Source organism: Georhizobium profundi (assembly GCF_003952725.1).
In the GTDB taxonomy this organism is placed as follows: Bacteria; Pseudomonadota; Alphaproteobacteria; order Rhizobiales; family Rhizobiaceae; genus Georhizobium; species Georhizobium profundi.
In genome coordinates this window covers 1,143,382-1,166,220 of sequence record NZ_CP032509.1, presented here as the reverse complement: position 1 = coordinate 1,166,220, position 22,839 = coordinate 1,143,382, and the positions used below count along the sequence as shown (strand labels likewise).

17 protein-coding genes, 1 tRNA gene and 1 riboswitch are annotated in these 22,839 nt (G+C 63.0%); of the genes, 13 read left to right on the top strand and 5 right to left on the bottom strand.

Annotated features, from left to right (window positions below; genetic code table 11):
* Nucleotides 1-178: 178 nt before the first annotated feature.
* Entirely contained in the window at nt 179-3,994 is a 3,816-nt protein-coding gene (locus D5400_RS05415) for an SEL1-like repeat protein (protein ID WP_126008412.1), read from the bottom strand.
* A 352-nt stretch (nt 3,995-4,346) separates the two neighbouring features.
* Here D5400_RS05415 and D5400_RS05410 point away from each other — a divergent pair, with 352 nt between their 5' ends.
* The 9 genes from D5400_RS05410 (at nt 4,347) to D5400_RS05370 (ending at nt 14,114) form a co-directional block, all read left to right on the top strand.
* Entirely contained in the window at nt 4,347-4,811 is a 465-nt protein-coding gene (locus D5400_RS05410; RefSeq protein ID WP_425364902.1) for a MerR family transcriptional regulator, read from the top strand.
* Nucleotides 4,812-4,932: 121 nt separating this feature from the next.
* Complete coding sequence (locus D5400_RS05405) at nt 4,933-6,729, top strand: acyl-CoA dehydrogenase C-terminal domain-containing protein (RefSeq protein WP_126008410.1); 1,797 nt, start codon at nt 4,933-4,935, stop codon at nt 6,727-6,729.
* 69 nt (nt 6,730-6,798) lie between these two features.
* Complete coding sequence (locus D5400_RS05400) at nt 6,799-7,968, top strand: acyl-CoA dehydrogenase family protein (protein ID WP_126008408.1); 1,170 nt, start codon at nt 6,799-6,801, stop codon at nt 7,966-7,968.
* 38 nt (nt 7,969-8,006) lie between these two features.
* Nucleotides 8,007-9,215, top strand: a complete 1,209-nt coding sequence (locus D5400_RS05395) for an acetyl-CoA C-acetyltransferase (protein WP_126008406.1) — start codon at nt 8,007-8,009, stop codon at nt 9,213-9,215.
* A gap of 21 nt (nt 9,216-9,236) precedes the next feature.
* Nucleotides 9,237-11,450 carry a 3-hydroxyacyl-CoA dehydrogenase NAD-binding domain-containing protein gene (locus tag D5400_RS05390; RefSeq protein WP_126008404.1) on the top strand — a complete coding sequence of 738 codons (2,214 nt, stop codon included), beginning with the start codon at nt 9,237-9,239 and terminating at the stop codon, nt 11,448-11,450.
* A gap of 92 nt (nt 11,451-11,542) precedes the next feature.
* A complete protein-coding gene (locus D5400_RS05385; protein ID WP_126008402.1) occupies nt 11,543-11,998 on the top strand; it encodes a CopD family protein in 456 nt (151 codons plus the stop codon).
* Between the two features lie 25 nt (nt 11,999-12,023).
* Complete coding sequence (locus D5400_RS05380; RefSeq protein WP_126008400.1) at nt 12,024-12,647, top strand: 2-hydroxychromene-2-carboxylate isomerase; 624 nt, start codon at nt 12,024-12,026, stop codon at nt 12,645-12,647.
* A 112-nt stretch (nt 12,648-12,759) separates the two neighbouring features.
* Nucleotides 12,760-13,416 (top strand): S24 family peptidase, encoded by a 657-nt coding sequence (locus D5400_RS05375; protein ID WP_126008398.1) that lies wholly within the window; start codon nt 12,760-12,762, stop codon nt 13,414-13,416.
* Nucleotides 13,383-14,114, top strand: a complete 732-nt coding sequence (locus D5400_RS05370) for a thermonuclease family protein (RefSeq protein ID WP_164527804.1) — start codon at nt 13,383-13,385, stop codon at nt 14,112-14,114. Before D5400_RS05375 ends, D5400_RS05370 begins: the two co-directional genes overlap by 34 nt.
* A gap of 8 nt (nt 14,115-14,122) precedes the next feature.
* On the opposite strand, the gene D5400_RS05365 is transcribed toward D5400_RS05370, so the two are convergent.
* Nucleotides 14,123-15,802, bottom strand: coding sequence for a lysine--tRNA ligase (locus tag D5400_RS05365; RefSeq protein ID WP_126008394.1), 1,680 nt, complete (start codon nt 15,800-15,802; stop codon nt 14,123-14,125).
* Between the two features lie 202 nt (nt 15,803-16,004).
* On the opposite strand from D5400_RS05365, the gene D5400_RS05360 reads away from it, so the two are divergent.
* A complete protein-coding gene (locus tag D5400_RS05360) occupies nt 16,005-16,823 on the top strand; it encodes a sterol desaturase family protein (RefSeq protein ID WP_126012795.1) in 819 nt (272 codons plus the stop codon).
* 3 nt (nt 16,824-16,826) lie between these two features.
* Here the strand turns inward: D5400_RS05360 and D5400_RS05355 are convergent, their stop codons facing one another.
* On the bottom strand, nt 16,827-17,705 hold the full coding sequence (locus D5400_RS05355) for a transporter substrate-binding domain-containing protein (protein ID WP_126008392.1): 879 nt from the start codon (nt 17,703-17,705) through the stop codon (nt 16,827-16,829).
* Nucleotides 17,706-17,790: 85 nt separating this feature from the next.
* On the opposite strand from D5400_RS05355, the gene D5400_RS05350 reads away from it, so the two are divergent.
* Entirely contained in the window at nt 17,791-19,800 is a 2,010-nt protein-coding gene (locus D5400_RS05350; protein ID WP_164527803.1) for a glycosyltransferase, read from the top strand.
* 38 nt (nt 19,801-19,838) lie between these two features.
* On the opposite strand, the gene D5400_RS05345 is transcribed toward D5400_RS05350, so the two are convergent.
* Nucleotides 19,839-19,912: transfer RNA gene (locus D5400_RS05345), tRNA-Gly, on the bottom strand.
* 187 nt (nt 19,913-20,099) lie between these two features.
* Between D5400_RS05345 and D5400_RS05340 the strand changes: the two genes are divergently transcribed.
* Nucleotides 20,100-20,534, top strand: coding sequence for a hypothetical protein (locus D5400_RS05340; RefSeq protein WP_126008388.1), 435 nt, complete (start codon nt 20,100-20,102; stop codon nt 20,532-20,534).
* A 132-nt stretch (nt 20,535-20,666) separates the two neighbouring features.
* The gene (locus tag D5400_RS05335; RefSeq protein ID WP_126008386.1) at nt 20,667-21,479 is read left to right on the top strand and encodes an ion transporter; all 813 of its coding nucleotides are present in this window, start codon (nt 20,667-20,669) and stop codon (nt 21,477-21,479) included.
* Nucleotides 21,480-21,575: 96 nt separating this feature from the next.
* On the opposite strand, the gene D5400_RS05330 is transcribed toward D5400_RS05335, so the two are convergent.
* Nucleotides 21,576-22,667, bottom strand: a complete 1,092-nt coding sequence (locus D5400_RS05330) for a 2'-deoxycytidine 5'-triphosphate deaminase (protein ID WP_126008384.1) — start codon at nt 22,665-22,667, stop codon at nt 21,576-21,578.
* 82 nt (nt 22,668-22,749) lie between these two features.
* A riboswitch (SAM riboswitch) is annotated at nt 22,750-22,828 on the top strand.
* The last annotated feature ends 11 nt before the right edge of the window (nt 22,829-22,839 follow it).

Below are 22,839 nucleotides of genomic sequence, written 5' to 3'. Positions count from 1 at the left end.
AGTGCAATTGCGCAACGTTGAACGGGATGTTGGCAGCACAGGGTTTATTCGCCGTTAAGACGAAACCGGGCGCAATGCCCGATGCCCAACCGCGACCGGTTGTGGGATGATCATCTGCGCGTTTCGGGACGCCCTGTCAATTCAGGGCGCCCGCGAATTGAAGGCTTGAGGTGACGGCTCAGCCGGCGTTCGTCTGCGCGAGCAAGGCTTCGACCAGCGGTGCGTCGATGCGGCCAGTCGGCTCAAGTTCGTTGGCTTCCTGGAATGCGCGGATCGCTGCCGTCGTCTTTGCGCCGATCACACCGTCTGGCGTGCCGGCATCGAAGCCGCGGTCGTTCAGGATGCGCTGGATGTTGCGCACCGCATCGGCCATATCGATGGTTGCGGTGCGGGTCTGCGACACGCCCCACTCTTCCGGCAGCTCGACGGAATTTGCAGCCGGATCGACGGCTTGCGGCTCCCAAAGCTCGACTTCGGCACGGGCGCGCTCCAGCGCTTCCGGGCTCATAGCATTGGCCACCTCGTCGCGCTTGTTGGCCGCGTCTGCATCGCCTTGGTCGGCTGCGATCGCAAACCACTTGTAGGACTGGCCGAGATCCTGCTCGACGCCGCTTCCGCGGGCATAGAGCACTGCCAGGTTGAACTGACTGTCCGAAACGCCGTGTTCCGCAGCCATCGCAAACCAGCGTGCAGCCTCGTCGAAATCCGAATTGCCATCGACACCGCCGGATGCATGCAGCACCGCGAGATTGTGCATGGCGCTGACATTGCCGCCGAGTGCTGCTTCGCGGTACCAGCGCTCCGCCTCGACCGGATCGCGCTCGACGCCCGTTCCGCGCTCGTAGAAATTGCCGATGCGGTACTGCGCCGGAGCAAGCCCCTGCCGTGCAGCGTCGAGATACCACTGCGCTGCCTGGTCGACGTTCTCTTCGACGCCGCGACCTTCCATGTAGCGGGACGCGATTTCGAACAGCGCCCGGCCCTCGCCGGCTTCGGCAGCGGCGAGCAATGCGGCCGTGCCAACACTGTCCGGCAGAGCAGCGATGCGGGCCGAGCGTTCGGCCGGATCGGTCTGCGTTGCCATTGCCGGCGTCACTTCAGCCGGCGAACCTGCGCCAGGGGCCTCAGTGGTCGGCGCGGTCGCACCCTCGGTCACGACGGGCTCATCGGCGCCGGCAGAAGAGGATTCGAGGCTGGACGATGAAACCGGCGCGGCGGTGTCACGATCGAGGCTCGACGTCGTCATGGACGCCTCGTCATCCACAGACGGCGCGAAAGCCTGCTGTGAAAGACCGGTCGGGCGGACCGGCGACGGCTCAGCGACGGTCGGTGCCTCGGCGACCGGCGCCTGAACAGGCGCAGCGGTTTCGGCGGCAATCTCAGGTGCAGCGTCGTCGCCCGAGGAGACGGCAGCGCTATCCGTCTCGGCTGGCGTGACGGATTGGACCGCGACAGGCGCGTCAGCCTGGCGAGAGCCGCCACCCATCATGTCGGAGATGAGCGGATAGGACATGACGGCAAGCAGGATGGCGCCGACAGCGATGAGGATCGGCCGGCGACGGGAGGACCCGCCGTCAGTGCGTTTGTCGTCGCCCTTGCCAGCCGACTGTTTGCGGCCGGAATTTTCGACATCGGCAGCTGCGGCCTGGGCGGCGCGGCGGGCGGCGGCGATGAAATCGGCGCGGTCGTCCTCGCTGTAGACACTGTTGCCGACACGCGACCCGCTCGTCTGCTGATCGCGCACCCGCTGGAGGATACGATTGAGGTCCGGCGTACCGGAGCCGGGCTCGAGCGGTTCGTTGGCGATCCCCGCATCGATCTGCTGGCTGGGATCGATGGGCGGGGTCGGCTCGACGGTCTCGCGGGCAACGGCAGGCGTGCTTTCGGGCTCGATCGCCGGCGCTGCCTCAGGTGCGGCAGCCTGGCGGCGCGGACGGACCTTCTCGGCAATGCGGCCGATCAGCGAGCGCGGCGCCTGCGTGTCAGTGGCCGAGGCCGATGCGGCAGAAGCGGTTGCGGCTGCCATGACGGCGGCGGTGCTGACAGTCTTGCCAAGCGCTGTCTGGTCGGCCTTGACCACATTGGCGGCCTTGGCTGACAGCGGCTCCTGCTTTTCGAGGTCCGGGGCAGCAGCGGCCCCCACGGAAATGGCGGGCTCGGCGAAGGCCGGCGCTGCCAGGGCTGAGGCGGCAACAGGCATCTCGCGCGAGACATTTAGTCCGCGATCGAGGCTCTCGAGGCGCTCCGCGATCTTCATTAGCGTGTCGTGCACCGCATCGAAGGCGCGCGCGCTGCGGTCGTTGCTCATCCGGGTGAGCTTTTCGAGCGCCCGCAGATCTTCCGCCAGACCGGTCACCGCCGACAGATCCTCGGCGCCGCCCTCATAATCGTCTGCACCGCTTTCGAGGAAGGCGGCAACGGCCTGCTCGGCAGCACGGCTCGCAGCTTCGATCACATCCTGGCGGCCATGCGTCAGATGCGTTTCGATCGCGGCCAGACGCGGCTCCAGGCCGGCAAGGCCGGAGCGATCAGAAAGATGCTCCGAGAGGGTGAGAATTTGTGCTTCGAGCGAGCGCATCGCATCGTCGCTTGCCGGAGCCGAGGTCGCCGTGCCGCGATCGAGACGGCTCGTGATCTCGTCCAGTTGCCGGTGGAGACTTTCCAGTCCGGCGACGGGCAGCGGATCCGATAGGCGCGCCTCGGCACGATCGACCAGGGCTTCCAGCCGGTCGAAGTCGACGCTTGCCTGAGCGACCGTCAGGGTCTCGATCTGCTCGGAGATATGCTCCAGATGTTCCACCACCGCCTGCGACGGCTCCTGGTTGCCACCACTGGAAAGCGCGGCCACCTGATGTGACAGCGCATCGAGGCGGCTCAGCACCGCGCTGTCCGTGCCGCCCTCGCCCAGCCGTTCGATCTGGTCGGCTAGAAGCGCAAGATGCGGCGTCAAAGCAGCAGCGATGCCACCGGCGACAGCTTCGTCCTGAGACCCAAGGTCGGTCAGAAGCGCTTCGATGCGCTCCAGCCGGGCATTGTCGATTGCCGTGTCGGCCTTGTCGGAAACCGTGAGGATCGCCTGAGAAATCTCGTCCAGCCGCAAATTCACGCGGTCGAGTTCCCGGCCGACGCCTTCCATGTCCGAGCCTTGCCCGGCGATCATCTCGACGGAACCGGCGATCGTGCGCATTTCGGCGCCGATCTGACGGGTCCAGTCGCCGTCGGGCAGGCTGGTCATCAGCACCTGCATCTCGTCGAGCCGCTTGACCATGACGGCGATCTCGTCGCGCATGGTGGCTGGATCGATCTCGCTGATCAGGTCGCAGATCTCGCTCCAGCGATTGTCCAGCCCACGCACGGTCTCATCCTTGGCGAGACCATCGACGATGGCGGAGATGCCGCGCACTTCGGCGCGCAGTTCGACCAGCGCATCGCCACCATCGCTTTCGCTGAGCGCGGTGAGCTTCTGTTCGATAGAAACCAGCCCCGCATGGAGCTCGGAAGGCAGGCTTTCCAGTTGATCGAGCGTCTTCAGATGCATGAGGTCGCCGCGCAGCGAGCCGAGATGGCGTGCGACGTCTTCTCCCAGATCGCGACGCATCTCGTCGCGCAGGTTTTTCCCGAACGTGTCGAGCAGGCTTTCCATCCGGGCGCCGCCCGTCTGCACCATGTCGGCTGCTGCGACGGGCTCGACCGCTGGCTTGGCAACGAGAGCTTCACGACGTTCGGCGGCTTTGGAGCGGAAAGCGTCGAGGCGGCGCTGGCGCTCCTTGATCTGGGCGACCGCATCGTTCTGGGCCGCGGCGGCACGCGTCTCGGGGACGCTGGCCGGTTCGACGCGCGGTACACTTGGCGTCGAAGTACCTGGAGCACGCTGGCTTTTCGATGCCATGATCCCGTCCAAGCGGCTCTCGAGCGCTTCGAGCGTCTTATTCAACGCATCGAAAGGCGAGGATCCTTGCGACTGGCTGCGGGTATCGCGTGAGGTATCGTTCATTGCGAAGCTCATCTCGGTTCGCCTCACCATCGCGGTGAAGCCGGGTTTTGCCGCCGGATGCTGGTGCCCGCACATCGATGCGGACGGAAGCTACCGGAAGCGCGTCAGGCAATCCGAAGAGACGCAATACTGTTGTCGGGATTCACCTCTAGTTGCCGCACAATCCACCAAACGTGGTAAACAAGCCGTTAAGCTTTTGGATCTCGCCCCACATCCAGCACAGGAAATAGACATGGACCTTGCCGGCTGCGCTTGTATCATCGGGCGTCGCAGGAACGGTGTTTCCGAAATCAATACAATTCAGAGTAGTGTACTTTTTGGTTTCTCTTAATGGTTGAAAATGGAGTGAAGCTTGCGTAGTCGCCAGCAAGCCCCGATCGACGAGATCGACCGCATCGCAAGCCACGCTGCGGAGACCGACGACGGAGCGTTCGGGCCGGAAGACCAGCTGTTTCGCATTGGCGATCTCGCCGCCGAGTTCGGCGTGACGCTGAGGACCCTTCGTTTCTATGAGGACAAGGATCTTCTGCAACCGCGCCGCATCGGCGTGACACGGCTCTATTCGCGCCGGGATCGTGCAAGGCTGAAACTCATTCTGCTCGGCAAGCGTCTCGGCTTCTCGCTGGAAGAAGTGCGGCGGATGATCGAGCTTTACGATCCGGAAGGCCGCAACAAGACGCAGCTGAAAGTCGCGCTGGACAAGGGCGGTGAGCAGCTGCAACGCCTGAAGGATCAGCGCATGGAGATCGATACGGCCATCCGCGAACTGGAACAGACGATGGCCGTCGTGCGCGAGATGCTGTCGTCGTCGACGTGAATCGATCGACACATATGCACGCCTGCGCGATAAAATTGACGTTTACGCAAACGTCAATTTTTGCTATGGCGTCTCCAACCAAACGCTCCCGCTGTATTCGCGCTTCAATGAGGAGGCATTCATGCCCGTGTACAAGGCCCCGGTCGACGATACCCTGTTCATCCTGAACGATGTGCTGGGCTTCGAGCGGTACAACAATCTCGCCGGGTTTTCCGAGGCATCGTCCGACATCGTCGAGGCCGTGCTCCAGGAAGGCGGAAAGTTCGCCGAAGAGGTCCTGTTTCCGCTGAACCAGGTCGGTGACCGCGAAGGCTGCGAGCGCCTGGCGGACGGCCAGGTGAAGACGCCGACAGGCTTCAAGCAGGCCTTCGAGCAATACCGCGAAGGCGGCTGGCTCGGCCTCGCCGCAGATCCGGAATATGGCGGCCAGGGCCTGCCCTACGCGCTGCACACCGCCGTAGGCGAGTTCATGTCGTCGGCGAACATGGCACTGATGATGTACCCCGGCCTGACCCAGGGCGCGATTGCCGCGATCCAGGTCCACGGCTCGGACGAGCAGAAGCAGGCCTATCTGCCGAAGATGATCGACGGCACCTGGACCGGCACCATGAACCTGACGGAGCCCCATTGCGGCACCGATCTTGGCCTGCTGCGCACCAAGGCCGTGCCGAATGGCGACGGCTCGTACAAGATTTCCGGTCAGAAGATCTTCATCTCAGCCGGCGATCACGACATGGCCGAGAACATCGTCCATTTGGTGCTCGCCCGCATCGAAGGCGCGCCGGAAGGCACCAAGGGCATCTCGCTCTTCATCGTGCCGAAGTTCAAGCTGGATGGCGGCGGCGCTCCGGGCGAGAAGAACGGCGTCTCCTGCGGCTCCATCGAAGAAAAGATGGGCATCCACGGCAACGCAACCTGCGTCATGAACTATGACGAAGCGGAAGGTTACCTGGTCGGCACCGAGAATCGTGGCCTGAACGCCATGTTCGTGATGATGAACGAAGCCCGTCTTGCTGTCGGCCTGCAGGGTCACGCGATCGCCGAAGTCGCCTACCAGAATGCGGCCAACTACGCCCGCGAGCGCATCCAGGGCCGCGCCCTGTCCGGTGCCAAGGCGCCCGAGAAGAAGGCTGACCCGATCATCGTCCATCCCGACGTGCGCCGCACGCTGATGACGATCCGCGCCTTCAACGAAGCCGGCCGCGCGCTGCTGCTCTGGACGGCCCTGAAGTCCGACATCGCACACCGTTCCGACGACGAGAAGGAAAAGCAGGCCGCCGACGACGTGCTCGGCCTGATGACCCCGATCATCAAGGGTGTCCTAACCGACAAGGGCTTCGATCACGCGGTTGCTGCCCAGCAGATGTATGGCGGCCACGGCTACATCGAAGAATGGGGCATGAGCCAGTTCGTGCGCGATGCCCGCATCGCCATGATCTATGAAGGTGCCAACGGCATCCAGGCGCTTGACCTCGTCGGCCGCAAGCTCGGCCTCAATGGCGGCCGTGCCGTCATGGCCTTCTTCAAGGAGGTCGAGGATTTCTGCGCCGAGAACCGCGAGAACGAGAAGCTCTCCTTCTTCACCAAGCACCTGAAGAAGGGCCTCGGCGACCTTCAGGCCTCCACCATGTGGTTCATGCAGAACGCCATGGCGAAGCCGGACAATGCCGGTGCCGGCTCCACCGACTACATGCATCTCTTCGGCCTCGTCGCGCTCGGCTACATGTGGGCGCAGATGGCGAAAGCCGCATCCGAGAAGCTCGCCGCCGGTGCAAACGGCCAGTCGACCTATCTCGAAAACAAGCTGATTACGGCAAAGTTCTACATGGAAAAGGTCATGCCGGAGACGGCACTGCGCCGCGCCCGCATCGAGACCGGTGCGGATTCCATGATGGAACTGGCCGCCGAGGCGTTCTAGAAGTCGATCGGCCTCGTTGGGCAGGCGCATCTTGCAGTGCCTGCCCGAACTGTTTTGGAGGAAACAGTCATGATCCAGCCATCCGAAGTTCTCGGCATCCCGCTGCCCGCCTGGCGGACAGACGATGTCGCCATGCTCGAAGAAATGGCGACGCGCTGGCTCAAGGACGAGATCGCGCCGCACTATGAGCTGTTCGAAAAGCAGGAGATGGTCGACCGGGAAAGCTGGACGAAGGCGGGAGAAGCAGGCCTTCTCTGCGCATCCATGCCGGAGGAATACGGTGGGTCGGGCGGCTCCTACGCCCATGAGGCGGTGATCATCGAAGCGCTCGGCCGCACCGGCACCGACGGCTTCGGTATCGCGCTCCACAACGCGATTGTCGCGCCCTACATCCTGCATTACGGCTCCGAGGAGCAGAAGCAGAGATGGCTGCCTCGCATGGCGACCGGCGAACTCGTCGGCGCGATTGCCATGACTGAGCCCGGTGCCGGCTCCGACCTTCAGGGCGTCAAGACGACCGCGAAGAAGGACGGCAACCAGTACCTGGTCAACGGCTCCAAGACCTTTATCACCAACGGCCAGCACGCCAATCTGATCATCGTCGTCGCCAAGACCGACCCGGCGAAGGGTGCCAAGGGCACCTCTCTGATGGTGGTAGAAACCGACGAGGTCGAAGGGTTCGAGCGCGGCCGCAACCTCGACAAGATCGGGCTGAAGGCCAACGACACGTCCGAGCTCTTCTTCAACGATGTCCGCATCCCGACGTCGAACATGCTCGGCACTGACGAGGGCCAGGGCTTCATCCAGCTGATGGAGCAACTGCCGCAGGAGCGCCTGCTGATCGCCAATCAGGCGATCGCGATGATCGAGCGGGCGCTTGCCGTCACCATCGACTACGTCAAGGAACGGAAAGCCTTCGGCAAGGCCGTGATCGAGTTCCAGAACACGCAGTTCAAGCTCGCCGAACTGAAGTCCGAAGCGACGATGGCACGCGTCTTCGTCGATCATTGCGTCGATCAGCACCTCAAGGGCGAGCTGACGACGACCACGGCGTCCATGGCCAAGTACCTCTTGAGCGACCTGCAGTGCCGGGTCGCCGACGAATGCCTGCAGCTCTTCGGCGGCTATGGCTACATGAACGAATACCCCATCGCCCGCATGTTCCGCGACGCCCGCGTCCAGCGGATCTACGGCGGCACCAACGAAATCATGAAGCTTCTGATCGCCCGCTCGCTTTGAGCGGGTGGCCATAGCTTCGAACTAGGGAGACCTGACGAATGGCCGACGTTTATGTTTACGATCACGTCCGCACCCCGCGCGGCCGCGGCAAGAAGGACGGATCGCTGCACGAGGTGCCATCGGTGCGCCTCGGCGCCCATGTGCTGAAGGAAGTGCGCGACCGCAATGGCCTCGACACGGCAACCGTCGACGACATCATCTTCGGCTGCGTTGACGCGGTCGGTGAGGCTGGTGGCGACATCGCCAAGGCGTCGTCCTTCGAGGCCGGCTACAAGACCCAGGCGCCCGGCATACAGATCAACCGCTTCTGCGCTTCCGGTCTCGACGCCATCAATTTCGGCGCCGCCAAGATCGCTCAAGGCGCTGACGACATCGTCATCGCCGGTGGCGTGGAATCCATGTCGCGCATCGGTCTTGGCATGGCCGGCGGCGCATGGTTCATGGATCCGTCCGTCGCCTTCCCCGCCTATTTCATGCCGCAGGGCGTTTCAGCCGATTTGATCGCCACGAAATACGGCTTCTCGCGCGACGACGTCGATGCCTATGCGGTGGAAAGCCAGAAGCGCGCCGCCAATGCCTGGGAGAAGGGCTACTTCAAAAAAGCCGTCGCTCCGGTCAAGGACATCAACGGCATGACGATCCTCGACCATGACGAGCACATGCGCCCGTCGACCGACATGCAGGGTCTTGCAAGCCTCAACGCGTCCTTCGTCATGCCTGGCGAAATGGGCGGCTTCAACGCTGTCGGCATCCAGGCGCATCCGGAAATCGAGACGGTCAACCACGTCCACCACGCCGGCAACTCCTCCGGCATCGTCGATGGTGCCGGCGTCGTGCTGCTCGGCTCCAAGAAGGGTGGCAAGTCCATAGGCCTTGCGCCCCGCGCCCGCATCAAGGCCTTCGCCAATATCGGCTCCGACCCGGCGCTGATGCTGACCGGTCCGGTCGATGTGACCGAGAAGCTCCTGCAGCGCGCCAAGATGAAGCTCGAGGACATCGATCTCTTCGAGCTCAATGAGGCATTCGCGGCAGTCGTGCTGCGCTACATGCAGGCCTTCGACATTCCGCACGACAAGATGAACGTCAATGGCGGCGCCATCGCCATGGGCCACCCGCTCGGCGCCACCGGCGCCATGATCTTGGGCACCGTGCTCGACGAGCTGGAACGCCGCGACCTCAACACTGCGCTGGTCACGCTCTGCATCGGCGCCGGCATGGGCACGGCGACGATCATCGAGCGCGTCTGAGAACCGGGGAGATTTGAAACCATGGCTTACAAGAACTTCACCGTCGAAACCGACAATGACGGCATCGCTCTCGTCACCTGGGACATGCCCGACAAGTCGATGAACGTCTTCACCATGGAGGTGATGGACGAGATCGAGGCGATCTGTGACGCGACGACAGCCGACGACAAGGTCAAGGGCGTCGTCTTCACCTCCGGCAAGAAGACCTTCTCCGGTGGCGCCGACCTCACCATGCTCAAGGGCATGTTCGCGATGATGGCCGAGGAAAAGGCCACGGACGCCGGCAATGCCACGAAGAAGCTCTTCGACGCGGCCGGACGCATGAGCTGGCTGTGGCGCAAGATCGAGACCTGCGGCAAGCCGTGGGTTTCCGCAATCAACGGCACCTGCATGGGCGGCGCGCTGGAACTGTCGCTCGCCTGCCACGGCCGCGTCGCGGCTGATGACAAGTCGGTCAAGATGGGCCTGCCGGAAGTCAAGGTCGGCATCTTCCCCGGTGCCGGCGGCACGCAGCGCGTTCCCCGTCTCACCAATGCGCAGGACGCCCTGCAGATGATGACGACCGGGTCGTCGCTGTCGCCGCAGCGCGCCAAGGCCATGGGCCTGATCCACGAGATCGCAGAGCCGAAAAAGCTTGTCGCGACCGCCAAGAAGATGATCAAGGATGGCCTGAAGCCGGTTCAGCCGTGGGATGAAAAGGGCTTCAAGGCTCCCGGAGGCGCCGTCTGGTCGCCGCAGGGCGCCCAGCTCTGGCCTGCCGCCTCCGGCATCCTGCGCCGCGAGACCAACGGCAACTATCCTGGCGCGCTGGCGATTCTCAAATGCGTTTTCGAAGGCCTGCAGCTGCCGTTCGATACGGCACTCAAGGTCGAGCAGCGCTATTTCACCCACGTCCTGCAGACGCCGGAAGCCTTCGGCATGATCCGCTCGCTTTTCGTCTCCATGCAGGAGCTGAACAAGGGCGCGCGCCGTCCGGCAGACGTGAAGCCGACCAAGTTCAAGAAGATCGGTGTCGTTGGCGCCGGCTTCATGGGTGCGGGCATCGCCTATGTGACGGCCAAAGCCGGCATCCCGGTCGTGCTCGTCGACCGCGACATGGAAGCCGCCGAGAAGGGCAAGGCACACTCCGCCGACATCGTGAAGAAGGGCGTCCAGAAGGGCAAGACCACGCAGGAGGAAGGCGACGCACTCCTCTCGCTGATCACGCCGTCGTCCGATTACGCCGATCTCGACGGCGCCGATCTCGTGATCGAGGCGGTGTTCGAGGATCGCGACATCAAGAAGACCGTAACCGAGGCAGTCGAGGATGTGCTGAAGCCGGCCGCCGTCTTCGCCTCCAACACCTCGACGCTGCCGATCACCGGCTTGGCCAAGAACTCCAAGCGCCCGAAGAACTTCATCGGCATCCACTTCTTCTCGCCCGTCGACAAGATGATGCTGGTCGAGATCATCCTCGGCAAGAAGACCGGCGATAAGGCGCTCGCCATGGCGCTCGACTACGTCGCCGCAATCAAGAAGACGCCGATCGTCGTCAACGACACGCGCGGCTTCTACGTCAATCGCTGCGTGCTCGGCTACATGAACGAAGCCTACAACATGCTGATCGAGGGCGTCCCGCCGGCGATGATCGAGAATGCCGCCAAGATGGCCGGCATGCCGGTCGGCCCGCTTTCGCTCAACGACGAAGTGGCGCTCGACCTGTCACAGAAGATCCTGAAGGCTGCCATCGCCGATCTTGGAGAAAAAGCCGTCGATCCGCGCCACATGGACCTCGTCAACACGATGGTCGACAAGCATGGTCGCTTCGGCCGCAAGAACGGCAAGGGCTTCTACGACTATCCGGCGAAGCCGGCGAAGAAGCACCTCTGGCCGGAGCTCAAGACGCTCTTCCCACAGCAGAAGGCCGATGACGTCGATGTCGAGGTCCTGAAGCAGCGCTTCCTTATCGGCATCGCGCTTGAAGCAACACGGACCATGGAAGAAGGCATCGTGACCGATCCGCGCGAAGCCGACGTCGGCTCCATCCTCGGCTTCGGTTTCGCTCCCTATACGGGCGGCGCCATCTCCTACATCGACGCCATGGGCGCGGCGAAGTTCGAGGAACTCTGCAAGACGCTCGCGAAAAACTACGGCAAGCACTTCAAGCCGACCCGCATCGTCCAAGAACTCGCCAAGTCCGGCGAGACCTTCTACCAGCGCTTCGGCCAGGAAGAAGCGGTCAAACAGGCGGCCTGATCCGGTCCATTTCGCACCAACATCGACCCGGCGGTCTCCGCCGGGTTTTTTATGCCATTGCCGCAGCATCGAGGGCGCGATAGGGAACGGGCATGACCATTCTCCTCCTCGCCATCCATGTCCTTGCCACCGTCTTCTGGGTCGGCGGCATGGCGTTCGCCTATCTCGTCCTGCGCCCCGCCGCAGCCCCGCTGGATCCGGCCGCCCGGTTGACGCTCTGGCGCAACGTCTTCGCCAAGTTTCTGCCCGCCGTCGGCTGGGCCGTCATCGCGCTCCTCGTTACGGGATTCGCGATGATCTTCGTCACCTTCGGCGGTTTTGCCGGCGCGCCTATCTCCGTCCATGTCATGACGCTGACGGGCATTCTCATGATGCTGCTCTTCTTCCACATCGTCGCGGCGCCCTGGAAGCGGTTCCGAACAGCAATCGATGCCGGCGATTATGCGCAAGGCGCGCGCAACCTCGACAAGATCCGCAAATTCGTCGGCATGAACCTCGTGCTCGGCCTGCTGACGGTGGTGATCGCCACGACCGGACGTTATTGGTAATAGATACATCACAGGGAGCAGCCCTATGGCCACGATCGATTATTACTTCTTCGGCGCATCTCCCTTCGTTTATCTCGGACACAAGGCGCTTGAGGAAATCGCCGCCAAACACGGTTGTGGCATCGCCTACAAGCCGGTCGATATCGCCGCGATCTTCGGCAATTCCGGTGCCAAGCCGCTGAAGGAGCGGCCGCTCGCTCGCCAGCGCTACCGGCTTCTGGAACTGCAGCGGGCAGCCGACCGCCGCGGCCTGCCCATCAATCTCGCACCACGGCACTTTCCGGTCGATGCGACGCTCGCCGACCAGGCCGTGATCGCGCTGCTCGACGAGAAACAGGACCCGTCGGCCTACATGTTCGAGATCTTCTCCGCCGTTTGGGCCCGTGAGGAGAACATCTCCGATCCCGCCGTCATCACGCGCTACCTCAATGCATGCGGCTTCGATGGCGACGCCATCTTGAGCGCCGCGCAAGGCGAAGATATCGCCGCTCGCCGCCGCCAGAACACGCAAGAAGCCATCGCCGCCGATGCCGTGGGTGTGCCGGCCTATGTGCTCAACGGCGAAGTCTTCTGGGGCCAGGACCGGATCGACGATCTCGACCGCGCACTCGCATCCGGCCGCGCTCCGTTCAGCGCTGCAAAATCCTAGGTCATTCTAGGGATTTTATTCCTACATCTCTTTACTCCGCGCTGTCCTGGCGGTAGAACAACCGGAATGCAGCCGCATTCAACGGCCGCCCTGATCGAGCGGGAACCCAAGCATGCTTTCCCATGACCGCATATGGGCAGCGATCGATGCCTTGGCCGAGCGCCATCAGCTCTCGCCATCGGGCCTCGCGCGGCGTGCCGGGCTCGACCCCACATCCTTCAACAAGTCCAAGCGCCAGGCGTCCGACGGCCGGTCCCGCTGGCCGTCGACCGAATCCGTGTCCAAGGTGCTCGAAGCGACGGGCTCCTCGCTGGAAGAGTTCATGGCCATGGTGCGCGGCCAGGCGGCAGGCGCAGGATCCGAGCGTGCCGCACCCGGTTCGAACGCCATTCCCCTTCTCGGTTTCGCCCAGGCCGGCGCCGGCGGCTTTTTTGACGATGGCGGATTTCCGGCCGGCCAGGGTTGGGAGATGGTCGATTTCCCGACGGCTCCCGGCGGCAAGGGCGTCTACGCGCTCGAAGTTCAAGGCGAATCCATGCTTCCGCTCTACCGGGACGGAGACGTGTTGATCGTGGAGCCCCATGCCCAGGTTCGGCGCGGCGACCGCGTGGTCGTCAAGACTCGCGAAGGCGAGGTCATGGCCAAGATTCTGCACCGCCAGACGGCCCGTACGATCGAGCTGTCATCGCTCAATATCGAGCATGAAAACCGGGTGTTCGACATGACCGACGTCGAATGGGTCGCCCGCATCATCTGGGCAAGCCAGTGATCAAGCGCTTCCTGCGCAGCCTGATCCTGCCGGTGACGCTGATCGCATGCCTGCTGATCGGCCTCTTCACCGCCATGGATTATTTCGCCGCCCTGGAAGTGGTGGAGCGCCCGCCTCAGCAGACGACCGAAGTCTCCCCCGATCCAGCTCCGACACACCCAGAGCCATCGACATTCCCCTCGCAATCTTCACAAATCAGCATTGCGAGACCGGTGGATCCCGATCTCTTCGGCCAGCCTTTCACGGCGGCTCCTGACGAGTTGGAACGGATCGAGGCGCGCGAGCCGATCTCCGAACCGCCACCGCCGCGCGAGGAACCAAAGCCGCTCCTCTACCGGCCGCTTGCCCTGTCCGCTGGACTGGTCTCGATTTCCGGCCGCAATCTTGCGCTCGAAGGCATCGTGCCGACGCCGGCCGACCGGTTCTGCCCGGATGAAAGCGGGCAGCGCTGGCCGTGCGGCATGATTGCCCGGACCGCATTCCGCAATTTCTTGCGCGGCCGCGCGCTCGCCTGCGATCTCGACGAGGCGAACTGGGAAGGGACGGCAACGGCCAACTGCATGCGGGGAGAGACCGATATCGCCGCCTGGCTCGTCACCAATGGCTGGGTCGATGCCGAGCCGGGTTCCGCCTATGCGGAGCTTGCCGACGCGGCGCGCGAGGCCCGCATCGGCATCCATGGTTCCGATCCGCGCTGAGGCAGCGGTCAGGCAGCCGTCAACCGGCCCTCAAGAGCGTCGTCGATCAGTGCCCGCGTTTCCGCGATCCCGTAAAGCGCCGCAAAAGAGCCAAAGCGCGGCCCGCGCTCCTGCCCGAGAAGCACCTCATAAATCATCTGGAAGAAGGCGATCGAAACGCCGGGGCCACCCGATGGGCTCTTCTTGGCGTGATCCTGGTAACGCTCGATGGCGCGCGCCACGTCGAGCGCCGCATCCTGGATGACCGCACCGTCCGCATCCGCCGGCAGCGTGCCGAGTTTTTCAGACAGCGCTGCCAAGGCTTCCCGCTCGACCGCATCTGGCGCACGGAACCGCTTCGCCGGCTTCACGAAGTCGTCGAAATAGCGGATCGCATAGCCGACCAGCCGGTCGAGCTCGGGATGCGTCTCGGCCGTGACGCCTGGCGCATAGCGCGAGATAAAGCCCCAGAGCACAGCATTGTCATGGGCGTTCGACGCGCTTACGAGATTGAGCAGCAGAGCGAATGGCACCGGCAGATCGATGGCCGGCGGCTCACCATCATGCATGTGCCAGACGGGATTGGAGAGCCGGGTCGGCCAGTCCTGCTTCTCGTAGGCGCTGAGGAACTGGTAGTATTCGTCGACAGCACGCGGAATGACGTCGAAATGCAGCCGCTTCGCCGTCTTGGGCTTCTGGAACATGTAGAGCGACAGGCTCTCGCTCGGCGCGTAAGCGAGCCATTCGTCGATCGTCAGCCCGTTGCCCTTCGACTTGGAGATCTTCTGACCCTTGTCGTCCAGGAACAGCTCGTAGTTGAAGCCTTCCGGCGGCGTTCCGCCGAGCGCCTTGCAGATCTTGGAGGACAGCGTGACGCTGTCGATCAAATCCTTGCCCGCCATCTCGTAATCGACGCCGAGCGCGAACCAGCGCAGCGCCCAATCGGCCTTCCACTGGCACTTGACGTTGCCGCCGGTCACCGGCGTTACCATGCGCTCGCCGGTCTCAGGGTCCAGGTAGGTCACCGTTCCCGCCGCGACGTCGCGATCCACCATCGGCACCTGCAGCACGACGCCCGTGCGCGGGCAGATCGGCAGAAAGGGCGAATAGGTCGCGCGGCGCTCCTCGCCGAGCGTCGGCAGGATGATCGCCATCACGTCGTCATAGACGGCCAGCATGCGCAGGAGCGCTTCGTCGAACCGGCCTGACGTGTAGTAGTCGGTGGCGGAGGCAAATTCGTAGTCGAAGCCGAAGCGATCAAGGAACGAGCGCAGCCGGGCATTGTTGGCGGCAGCGAAAGAGGGATGCGCATCGGAGAACGGGTCCGGCACGCGGCTCAGCGGCTTGCCGAGATAAGTCGCCATCATCTCCTTGTTCGGCACGTTGTCCGGCACCTTGCGAAGCCCGTCCATGTCATCCGAGAAGCAGATGAGCTTGGTCGGCACCCGGTCGCCGGTCAAAACGCGGAACGCGTGGCGCACCATCGAGGTGCGCGCCACTTCACCAAACGTTCCGATATGCGGCAGGCCCGAGGGGCCATAGCCGGTTTCGAAAAGCACCACATCCGGAAAGCCGCTCTTTTCATAGCGTTTGACGAGCTTGCGCGCCTCCTCGAACGGCCAGGCCTTTCCGCCTTGAGCCGCCGCGATCACATCCGGATCGAAACTCTCGTGATGGGACAGGCTTGCGCCTCGCTCGGGATCGCTCATCGTCTCAATTGTCCGTGCTTGTCAGAGGGGCCGGCGCCTGAAGCACCCGCAAGGCCGGCCCGTGGGGCTGGCTGGCCGCAGCTATGCCGTGCCGACCCTTTCGCGTCAACATTTCGCGCCTTCGTGAACGCAGTTTGCGTTGCGGCAACCGGTGCTCGGCGCCATATCGATGGTAGAGGCAATCAAGGAGCGACCCCTCGCGATGGAACTGTTCGGCTTGAGCGAACCGGTCGTGCGGATGGGCGTCTTCCTCGCCATCTTTGCGGCTATGGCGCTTTTGGAACTGGCAGCACCCCGGCTGGAGCGGCCCGAGATGGTTGGTGCGTGGCGCTCGAAGCGTTGGATTACCAACGTCTCCATGGTCGTCCTGTCGTCGGTCTGCCTGCGCATCGTCTTTCCGCTGGCTGCCGTCGGCACCGCGCTTTGGGCAGAAAGCCGCGGCATCGGCCTCTTCAATGTGCTCGACGTTCCCGTCTGGCTTGCCGGCCTCATCGCCTTCATCGTACTCGACTTCGCCATCTGGCTCGAACATTGGGCGAGCCATCGCTTCCCGCTATTGTGGCGCATCCACCGCATGCACCATGCCGACAGCGGCTTCGACTTCACCACCGCGTTGCGCTTTCATCCTCTGGAGATCGTGCTCTCCATGGTCTGGAAAGCTGTGATCGTCATTCTGCTCGGCGCACCTGCCCTTGCCGTTCTGATCTTCGAGATCGTTTTGAACGGCGCGTCGATGTTCAATCACGCCAATCTGAGGCTGCCGAAATGGCTGGATGCGCCGCTGCGCCTTGTGATTGTGACGCCCGACATGCACCGCGTCCACCACTCCACCGATAGGCGCGAAACCAATTCCAATTATGGGTTCAACTTTCCCTTCTGGGATCGACTGTTCGGTACTTATGTCGACCAGCCGCGGCGCGGCCATGACGGCATGGAGATCGGCCTCGAGCACTATCGTGGCGAAGAAACCGCAAGGCTCGGCTGGGCGCTCGCCCTGCCGTTTCGCAAGCTCGACAGCTAGAGCTCAGTAAAGCCCGTTGGGGAAGTAGCGCAAATAGAGTTCCGCGAAGCGGCCGCTTTTGTTGAGCGACATCAGCGCGTAGTCGAGACCTTCCACGAGTTGGGGCAGATCGTTCCTGACAGCGATCGAGAGCCCGTTGCCGAGAAACTCGCGCGACAGGAAGGGCCCGTCCAGAAACCCGCAGCATTCGGCCGAAGCCGGACTGCCGAGCCAGAACGACAGTTGCAACCCGTCGGCAAAGATCCCGTCGACCCAGCCGCCCTGGACGGCGCGGTAGAGCATGGTGGAACTCGCGAACGGAACCGGCGTCAAATCAGGAAAGAAGCGCTGAAGCATCGCTGCATGGGCGGAGCGTTGTATGACACCGATCCGGGCACCCAGTTCGAAATGATCGGCTGCCACCCGGTCGGTTCCGGCCTCAGCGGCCTTCACGACGAAACGCGCCGGCAAGTCCATGATCGTGCGGGTGAAAAGATAGCGCTCGCGGCTTTCCTCGCTCACCTGCAAACCGGCCATGATCACCTCTCCCTCGCCGGCCGCGAGCGCCGGTTCCAGCTCGTCCCATGGCAGCGCCTGGACCTGGCAGCGGGGCTCGATGTCCAGTTCCCCGCAGAGCACCCGCGCTAAGTCGACATGAAAGCCGGCAAGCCGCCCGCTCTGGTCGAGAAAGCTGAATGGCGGAAAATCGGTCGTCATCAGGAAGCGCACGCGTCCCGCGCCAGACAGGTCTGGCAAGGCCAGCCGCTCCCGTGGATCAAAAACATTCGGGACTTTTACGGTCTGGCCCCAAGCAGAACCGCTCGGCAAGCCGATCAAACAGAGTAAAAAAACAATTAACCCATACAAAGCCAGGGATGTTTTATTTTGGTGTCTCGCTAGCATGCTAGGCCTTGAGCAGAGTGGGGCAGGCATCGCCTGGGGCTGTGTGACGCAAGACCAATACACGTCCGCGGCGGCGCGGCGAAGTATGCTTTTGACTTCCGTTCCAACTTCCGACGCCAGCGGCCTCGGCCGCGCCATCGCCCGTGCTAGCCTGCCCCTTGCAAGATCAGCAACTGAAAAGTGCTCGCACCCGGTCGACATCCTGTCCCGCGTTCTGAGACGGCTGAACCTCTCAGATCAGCAATTGGCCGAAGCGGCGGACCGCGCCTCGCGGCATTCCACCTCCGTCGATCGCGAATTGCTCGCCGCCCGAGCCGTAACCGAAACAGCCTATTACCAGGCGGTCGCCGCCGAACTCGGCCTCGCCTTCATCGAGACGATCGATCCGCATTTTGTCATCGTCACGCCATCGATCGACGCGCTGCTGATCATGCCGCACAAACCGCTCGTCATCGATCAGCGCGGACGAACGCGCAAACTGATCGCGCCAGATCTCGCGGGACTGGTCAGCCTTGCCGAGATGCTCTCCCGGCACGGTGGCCTGCGCCCAGCTTTCGCAATCACGACACCTTCGGGGGTTAAGCAAGCCGTATGGGCCGTCCGCAGCCGCGAACGGGTCGCGGAGACCGTCGGACATCTGTTCGATACCCAGCAGGCAGCCAGCGCACGGATCGTGGCGACCGGCAGCCAGGGGTTCATCTTCGGAACGATCTTCACCGCGCTGGCGGCCTTGTTGATCGTCTCCCCCGTGTTCATGTCGATTGCGGCGCATCTGTTCCTGACAAGTCTGTTCGCTACCCTTTTATGGCTGCGGGCAACAGCCTTGGTCGATGGGCTTGGCCTCGATCCGGAGATCGTGCCGGCCGAAGCAGCCGATCCGACGCTACCCGTCTATACGGTGATGGTGGCGCTCTACCGCGAACATGCGATGGCCGGGCAATTGGTGCGCGCATTGGATGCGATCGATTGGCCACGCGCCAAGCTCGACATCAAATTCGTCTGCGAGGCCAACGATCCGGAGACGATCTCTGCCTTGCGCGCGCAGTCTCTCGGCCCCGAGTATGAGATCGTCGTCGTGCCGCGGGTTCGCCCCTACACCAAGCCCAAAGCGCTGAACTACGCCATGGCCGGAGCACGCGGCGAGCATCTCGTGATCTACGATGCGGAAGACCGCCCGCACCCGGCACAACTGCTCCAGGCGTTGGCGCGCTTCAGGGCGGGCGGCCCTCGGCTCGGCTGCGTCCAGGCGCCCCTCGTCATCGCCAATCCGCGCCACTCCTGGATCACGGCTCTCTTCGCGCTGGAATATGCGGTGCTTTTTCGCGGGCTTCTGCCCTTTCTCGCCCGCAACGACCTGCCGCTGCCACTGGGTGGAACCTCCAACCATTTTCGAACCGCAACGCTGCGGGAGGTGGGCGCGTGGGACCCTTTCAATGTGACCGAGGACGCCGATCTCGGCTTTCGGCTTGCGACACACGGTCATCGCCTGGGCGTCATCTCCCTGCCGACGCTTGAATCGGCGCCCACCGATATCCGCACCTGGCGCAACCAACGTACGCGCTGGTTCAAGGGCTGGATGCAGACCTGGCTGGTGATGCTGCGTCGCCCGCGCGGCGGACCGAACGCGCTCGGCTTCGTGCGCTCCGCCACCTTCCAGATCATGACGATTGGACTTCTCGTTGCCGCCTTGCTCAGCCCGGCAATGGTCTACTTCTTCGGCGTTTCGATGATCTCGGCACTGTCGGTCGGCGACCACGGCCGCACCAGCTTCGAATCCATCCTGTTCGTCGCTGACATCACCATTCTGACGGCAACCTTTGCCTGTTTCGTCCTGCTCGGCCGGCGCGCGATGTCGCCGCTTGAGCGGCTGCGGGTGGGATGGCGCTGGATGCTTCTGCCCGTCTACTGGGCGCTGATGACATGGGCCGCTTGGACCGCGCTTTACGAGCTTCTCCGCCGGCCGCACCACTGGGCGAAGACGCCGCACCGGCCGACATTGGCGGCAACGGGCGCTGCGATCGGTCCCTCCGAGCAAAGTCTGCCAGCGGCCTGCCCGCGTGATCGGCACAGGATCATTTCACCTAAAGCGCGCTGATCGGGCCCAGATTTCGCCATAGTGTCTGAGGGTTTTTCTGGAGCGGGTGAAGGGAATCGAACCCTCGTATGCAGCTTGGGAAGCTGCCGTTCTGCCATTGAACTACACCCGCTCAATGCCGCTAAACCTATCTGTGCAAACGCCTTTCAGCAAGCCGAAAAAGCTCAGGAACTGCTTGTCGTCAGGCCAGACGAGGCTGGCTCGATGACGGATTGCCGCAGGCAATTTTTGATAGTTTGACAAGTCCGCCCCCACTCCTCACACTCCGTAACAGTTCGAAACAAATCCGGAGGGAAAAGATGGGCATTTCTGACAAGTGGAACGCATACGAGCCGACCAAGGGCACTCTCGGCTGGGTCGCCGCAGGCTCTGCCGTTGCGACGGTCGTTCTGGGCTTTACGCTCGGCGGCTGGGTTACCGGTGGCACCGCCAATGAAATGGCTCGCGATGCCGCCAACGCGTCGCGTGCCGAACTGGCCGCCTCCGTCTGTGTCGACAATTTCCGTGGCGTGGACACGGCCCGTGCCGATTTCGAAGAACTGACCGGCATGCGGCCGCATCAGCAGCGCGGTTTCGTCGAGAAGGCAGCATGGGCGCAGATCCCGGGCGTCGACCGTCTCGGTCGGGATGCAGCATCGCGCTGCGCGGAAATGATCGTCGCGCTCGATCCTTCGGAACTTTCCACGCCGGTCGCCGAAGTCGTGGATGATGAACCGGAAACTGCGATTCAGTAGGATCCGGCCTCCAGTCAAAGGGCGGCGTCGTCCCTGCCTCCGCCCTTTGACCTTTTCGATTTCTGAGACAGCTTGACTTGCAGGGCCTCGCAATCCACCTAACGGCCGCTCTTCCCTGCTGCAGGCCGCCCCATGAATTCGCTGAAATCCCTGATCGAATCCCGCCGTTTTGAATGGTTCATCACCGCCTTGGTGGTGATCAACGCCATCACGCTCGGATTGGAAACCATGCCTGCCGTCATGGAGCGTGCCGGCGGCTTCCTCAAGGCGCTCGATCGTACGATCCTCGCCATCTTCGTCTTGGAATTGATCGGCCGCTTCGCCGTCTACCGGATGGCCTTCTTCCGTGATCCCTGGCGCATCTTCGATCTGCTGGTCGTCTCGATCGCCGTTCTGCCCGCAACCGGCAATCTCTCCGTTCTTCGCGCATTGCGCATCCTGCGCGTGCTGCGCCTCATCAGCGTCGTGCCATCCCTGCGCCGTGTCGTCGGCGGCCTAATCAATGCGCTTCCGGGCATGGGATCGATCGTCTTCCTGCTCGGCCTCGTCTTCTACGTCTTCTCGGTCATGGCGACCAATCTTTACGCGCAGAGCTTCCCCGAATGGTTCGGTTCCATCGGTGAATCCGCCTATACGCTGTTCCAGGTCATGACGCTCGAAAGCTGGTCCATGGGCATCGTTCGGCCGGTGATGGAAACCTACCCGCTCTCCTGGCTGTTCTTCATCCCGTTCATCGTGGCGACATCCTTCACCGTGCTCAATCTCTTCATCGGTATCATCGTATCGGCGATGCAGGAGGAGCATGAGGCAAGCGCCGCGGACGAGCGCGACGACATGAAGGAGAACCAGCGCAAGATCCTGGCGGAACTGTCGGCTCTCAAGGCAGAGATCGCTCGTCTGAATGGCAGCCCGGCGGCGGCTCACAAGGAAAGCAGTCAGCCCTAAAGCGTTTCCAGGTGAAGTGGATACCAGTTCACCGTCGGAAACGCGACAAACCCAAACATGGAGCCGTTGAGCGATTCAAAGAAACGCGAAACTGCTCTAGTCGATCGACCGGAAATGCTTTGAAAGCTTCAGGCCCTGCGCCTGATAGTTGGACGAGAGATCCGTGCCGTAAAGCGCATTCGGCCGCTCCGCCATGTGCTCGTAAACCAGGCGCCCGACGATCTGCCCATGTTCCAGGATGAACGGCACTTCGTGGCTGCGCACTTCCAGCACGGCCCGGCTGCCGGCTCCACCGGCGGGATCGTGCCCGAAGCCGGGATCGAAGAACCCGGCGTAATGCACCCGGAATTCACCGACCAACGGGTCGAAGGGCGTCATCTCGGCCGCAAAGAGCGGCGGCACATGCACCGCCTCGCGCGACACGAGGATGTAGAACTCGTCCGGATCGAGCACCATCTCGGCCGCCTGGCGGCGATGGATCGGCTCCCAGAAATCGAGAACGTCGTGAGCGGCCTTGCGATCGACGTCGATGACGCCCGTGTGGCGCTTTCCGCGGTAGCCGATGAGCCCGTGCTCATCGCCCTCCAGATCGATGGAAAGCGCGATGCCCCCGCCGGAGATATTGGCATCGCCCGTGCTGACAAGGCGCTCCGACGCATGCAGATCGACCAGTTGCTCCTCGTTCAAAAGCGCATTGCCGCTGCGGAACCGGATTTGCGACAGGCGTGAGCCGGCACGCACGATGATCGGGAACGTGCGCGGGCTGATCTCGATGTAAAGCTCGCCGTGATAGCCAGCCGGAACCTTGTCGAATTCCTGACCGCCATCCACCATCACGCGGGTGAAGATGTCGAGCCGGCCGGTCGAGCTCTTGGGATTGGTGGAAGCGCTTAAGCCCGCAGGCAACGCCAACCTTTCCATCAGAGGTACGATATAGACGCAGCCTGTCTCCAGAACCGCGCCTTCGCTCAGATCCACCTCGTGCAGTTTCAGGCGATCGAGCTTCGTGCGCACAGGCGTTTCGCGCCCCGGCAGGAAGCTCGCGCGGACGCGAAAGGCCCGTGCACCGAGGCGAAGATCGAGGCTTGCCGGCTGGATCTGGTCGCCGTCCAGCGGCCGCTCGGTGACAAGCGCTCCCGTTTCGAACAGCGCCGCAATCGCGGCATCGGCCAGTATGCCGGGTGTCACAGTCGTTTCCTCGCCAGCGTCTCAAGGGCGCATCATTCGCAGCCATGCAGAATTGACGCAAGATTGGAGTGCCGGTATAGCCTCCTTATCCCGTGGTGATTTGGCCGGCCGGCTTGCAGCCACGTTAAAGAAGTTGCTAAAATGGTCGGGTGTCACGAACCGGCCAGCTATG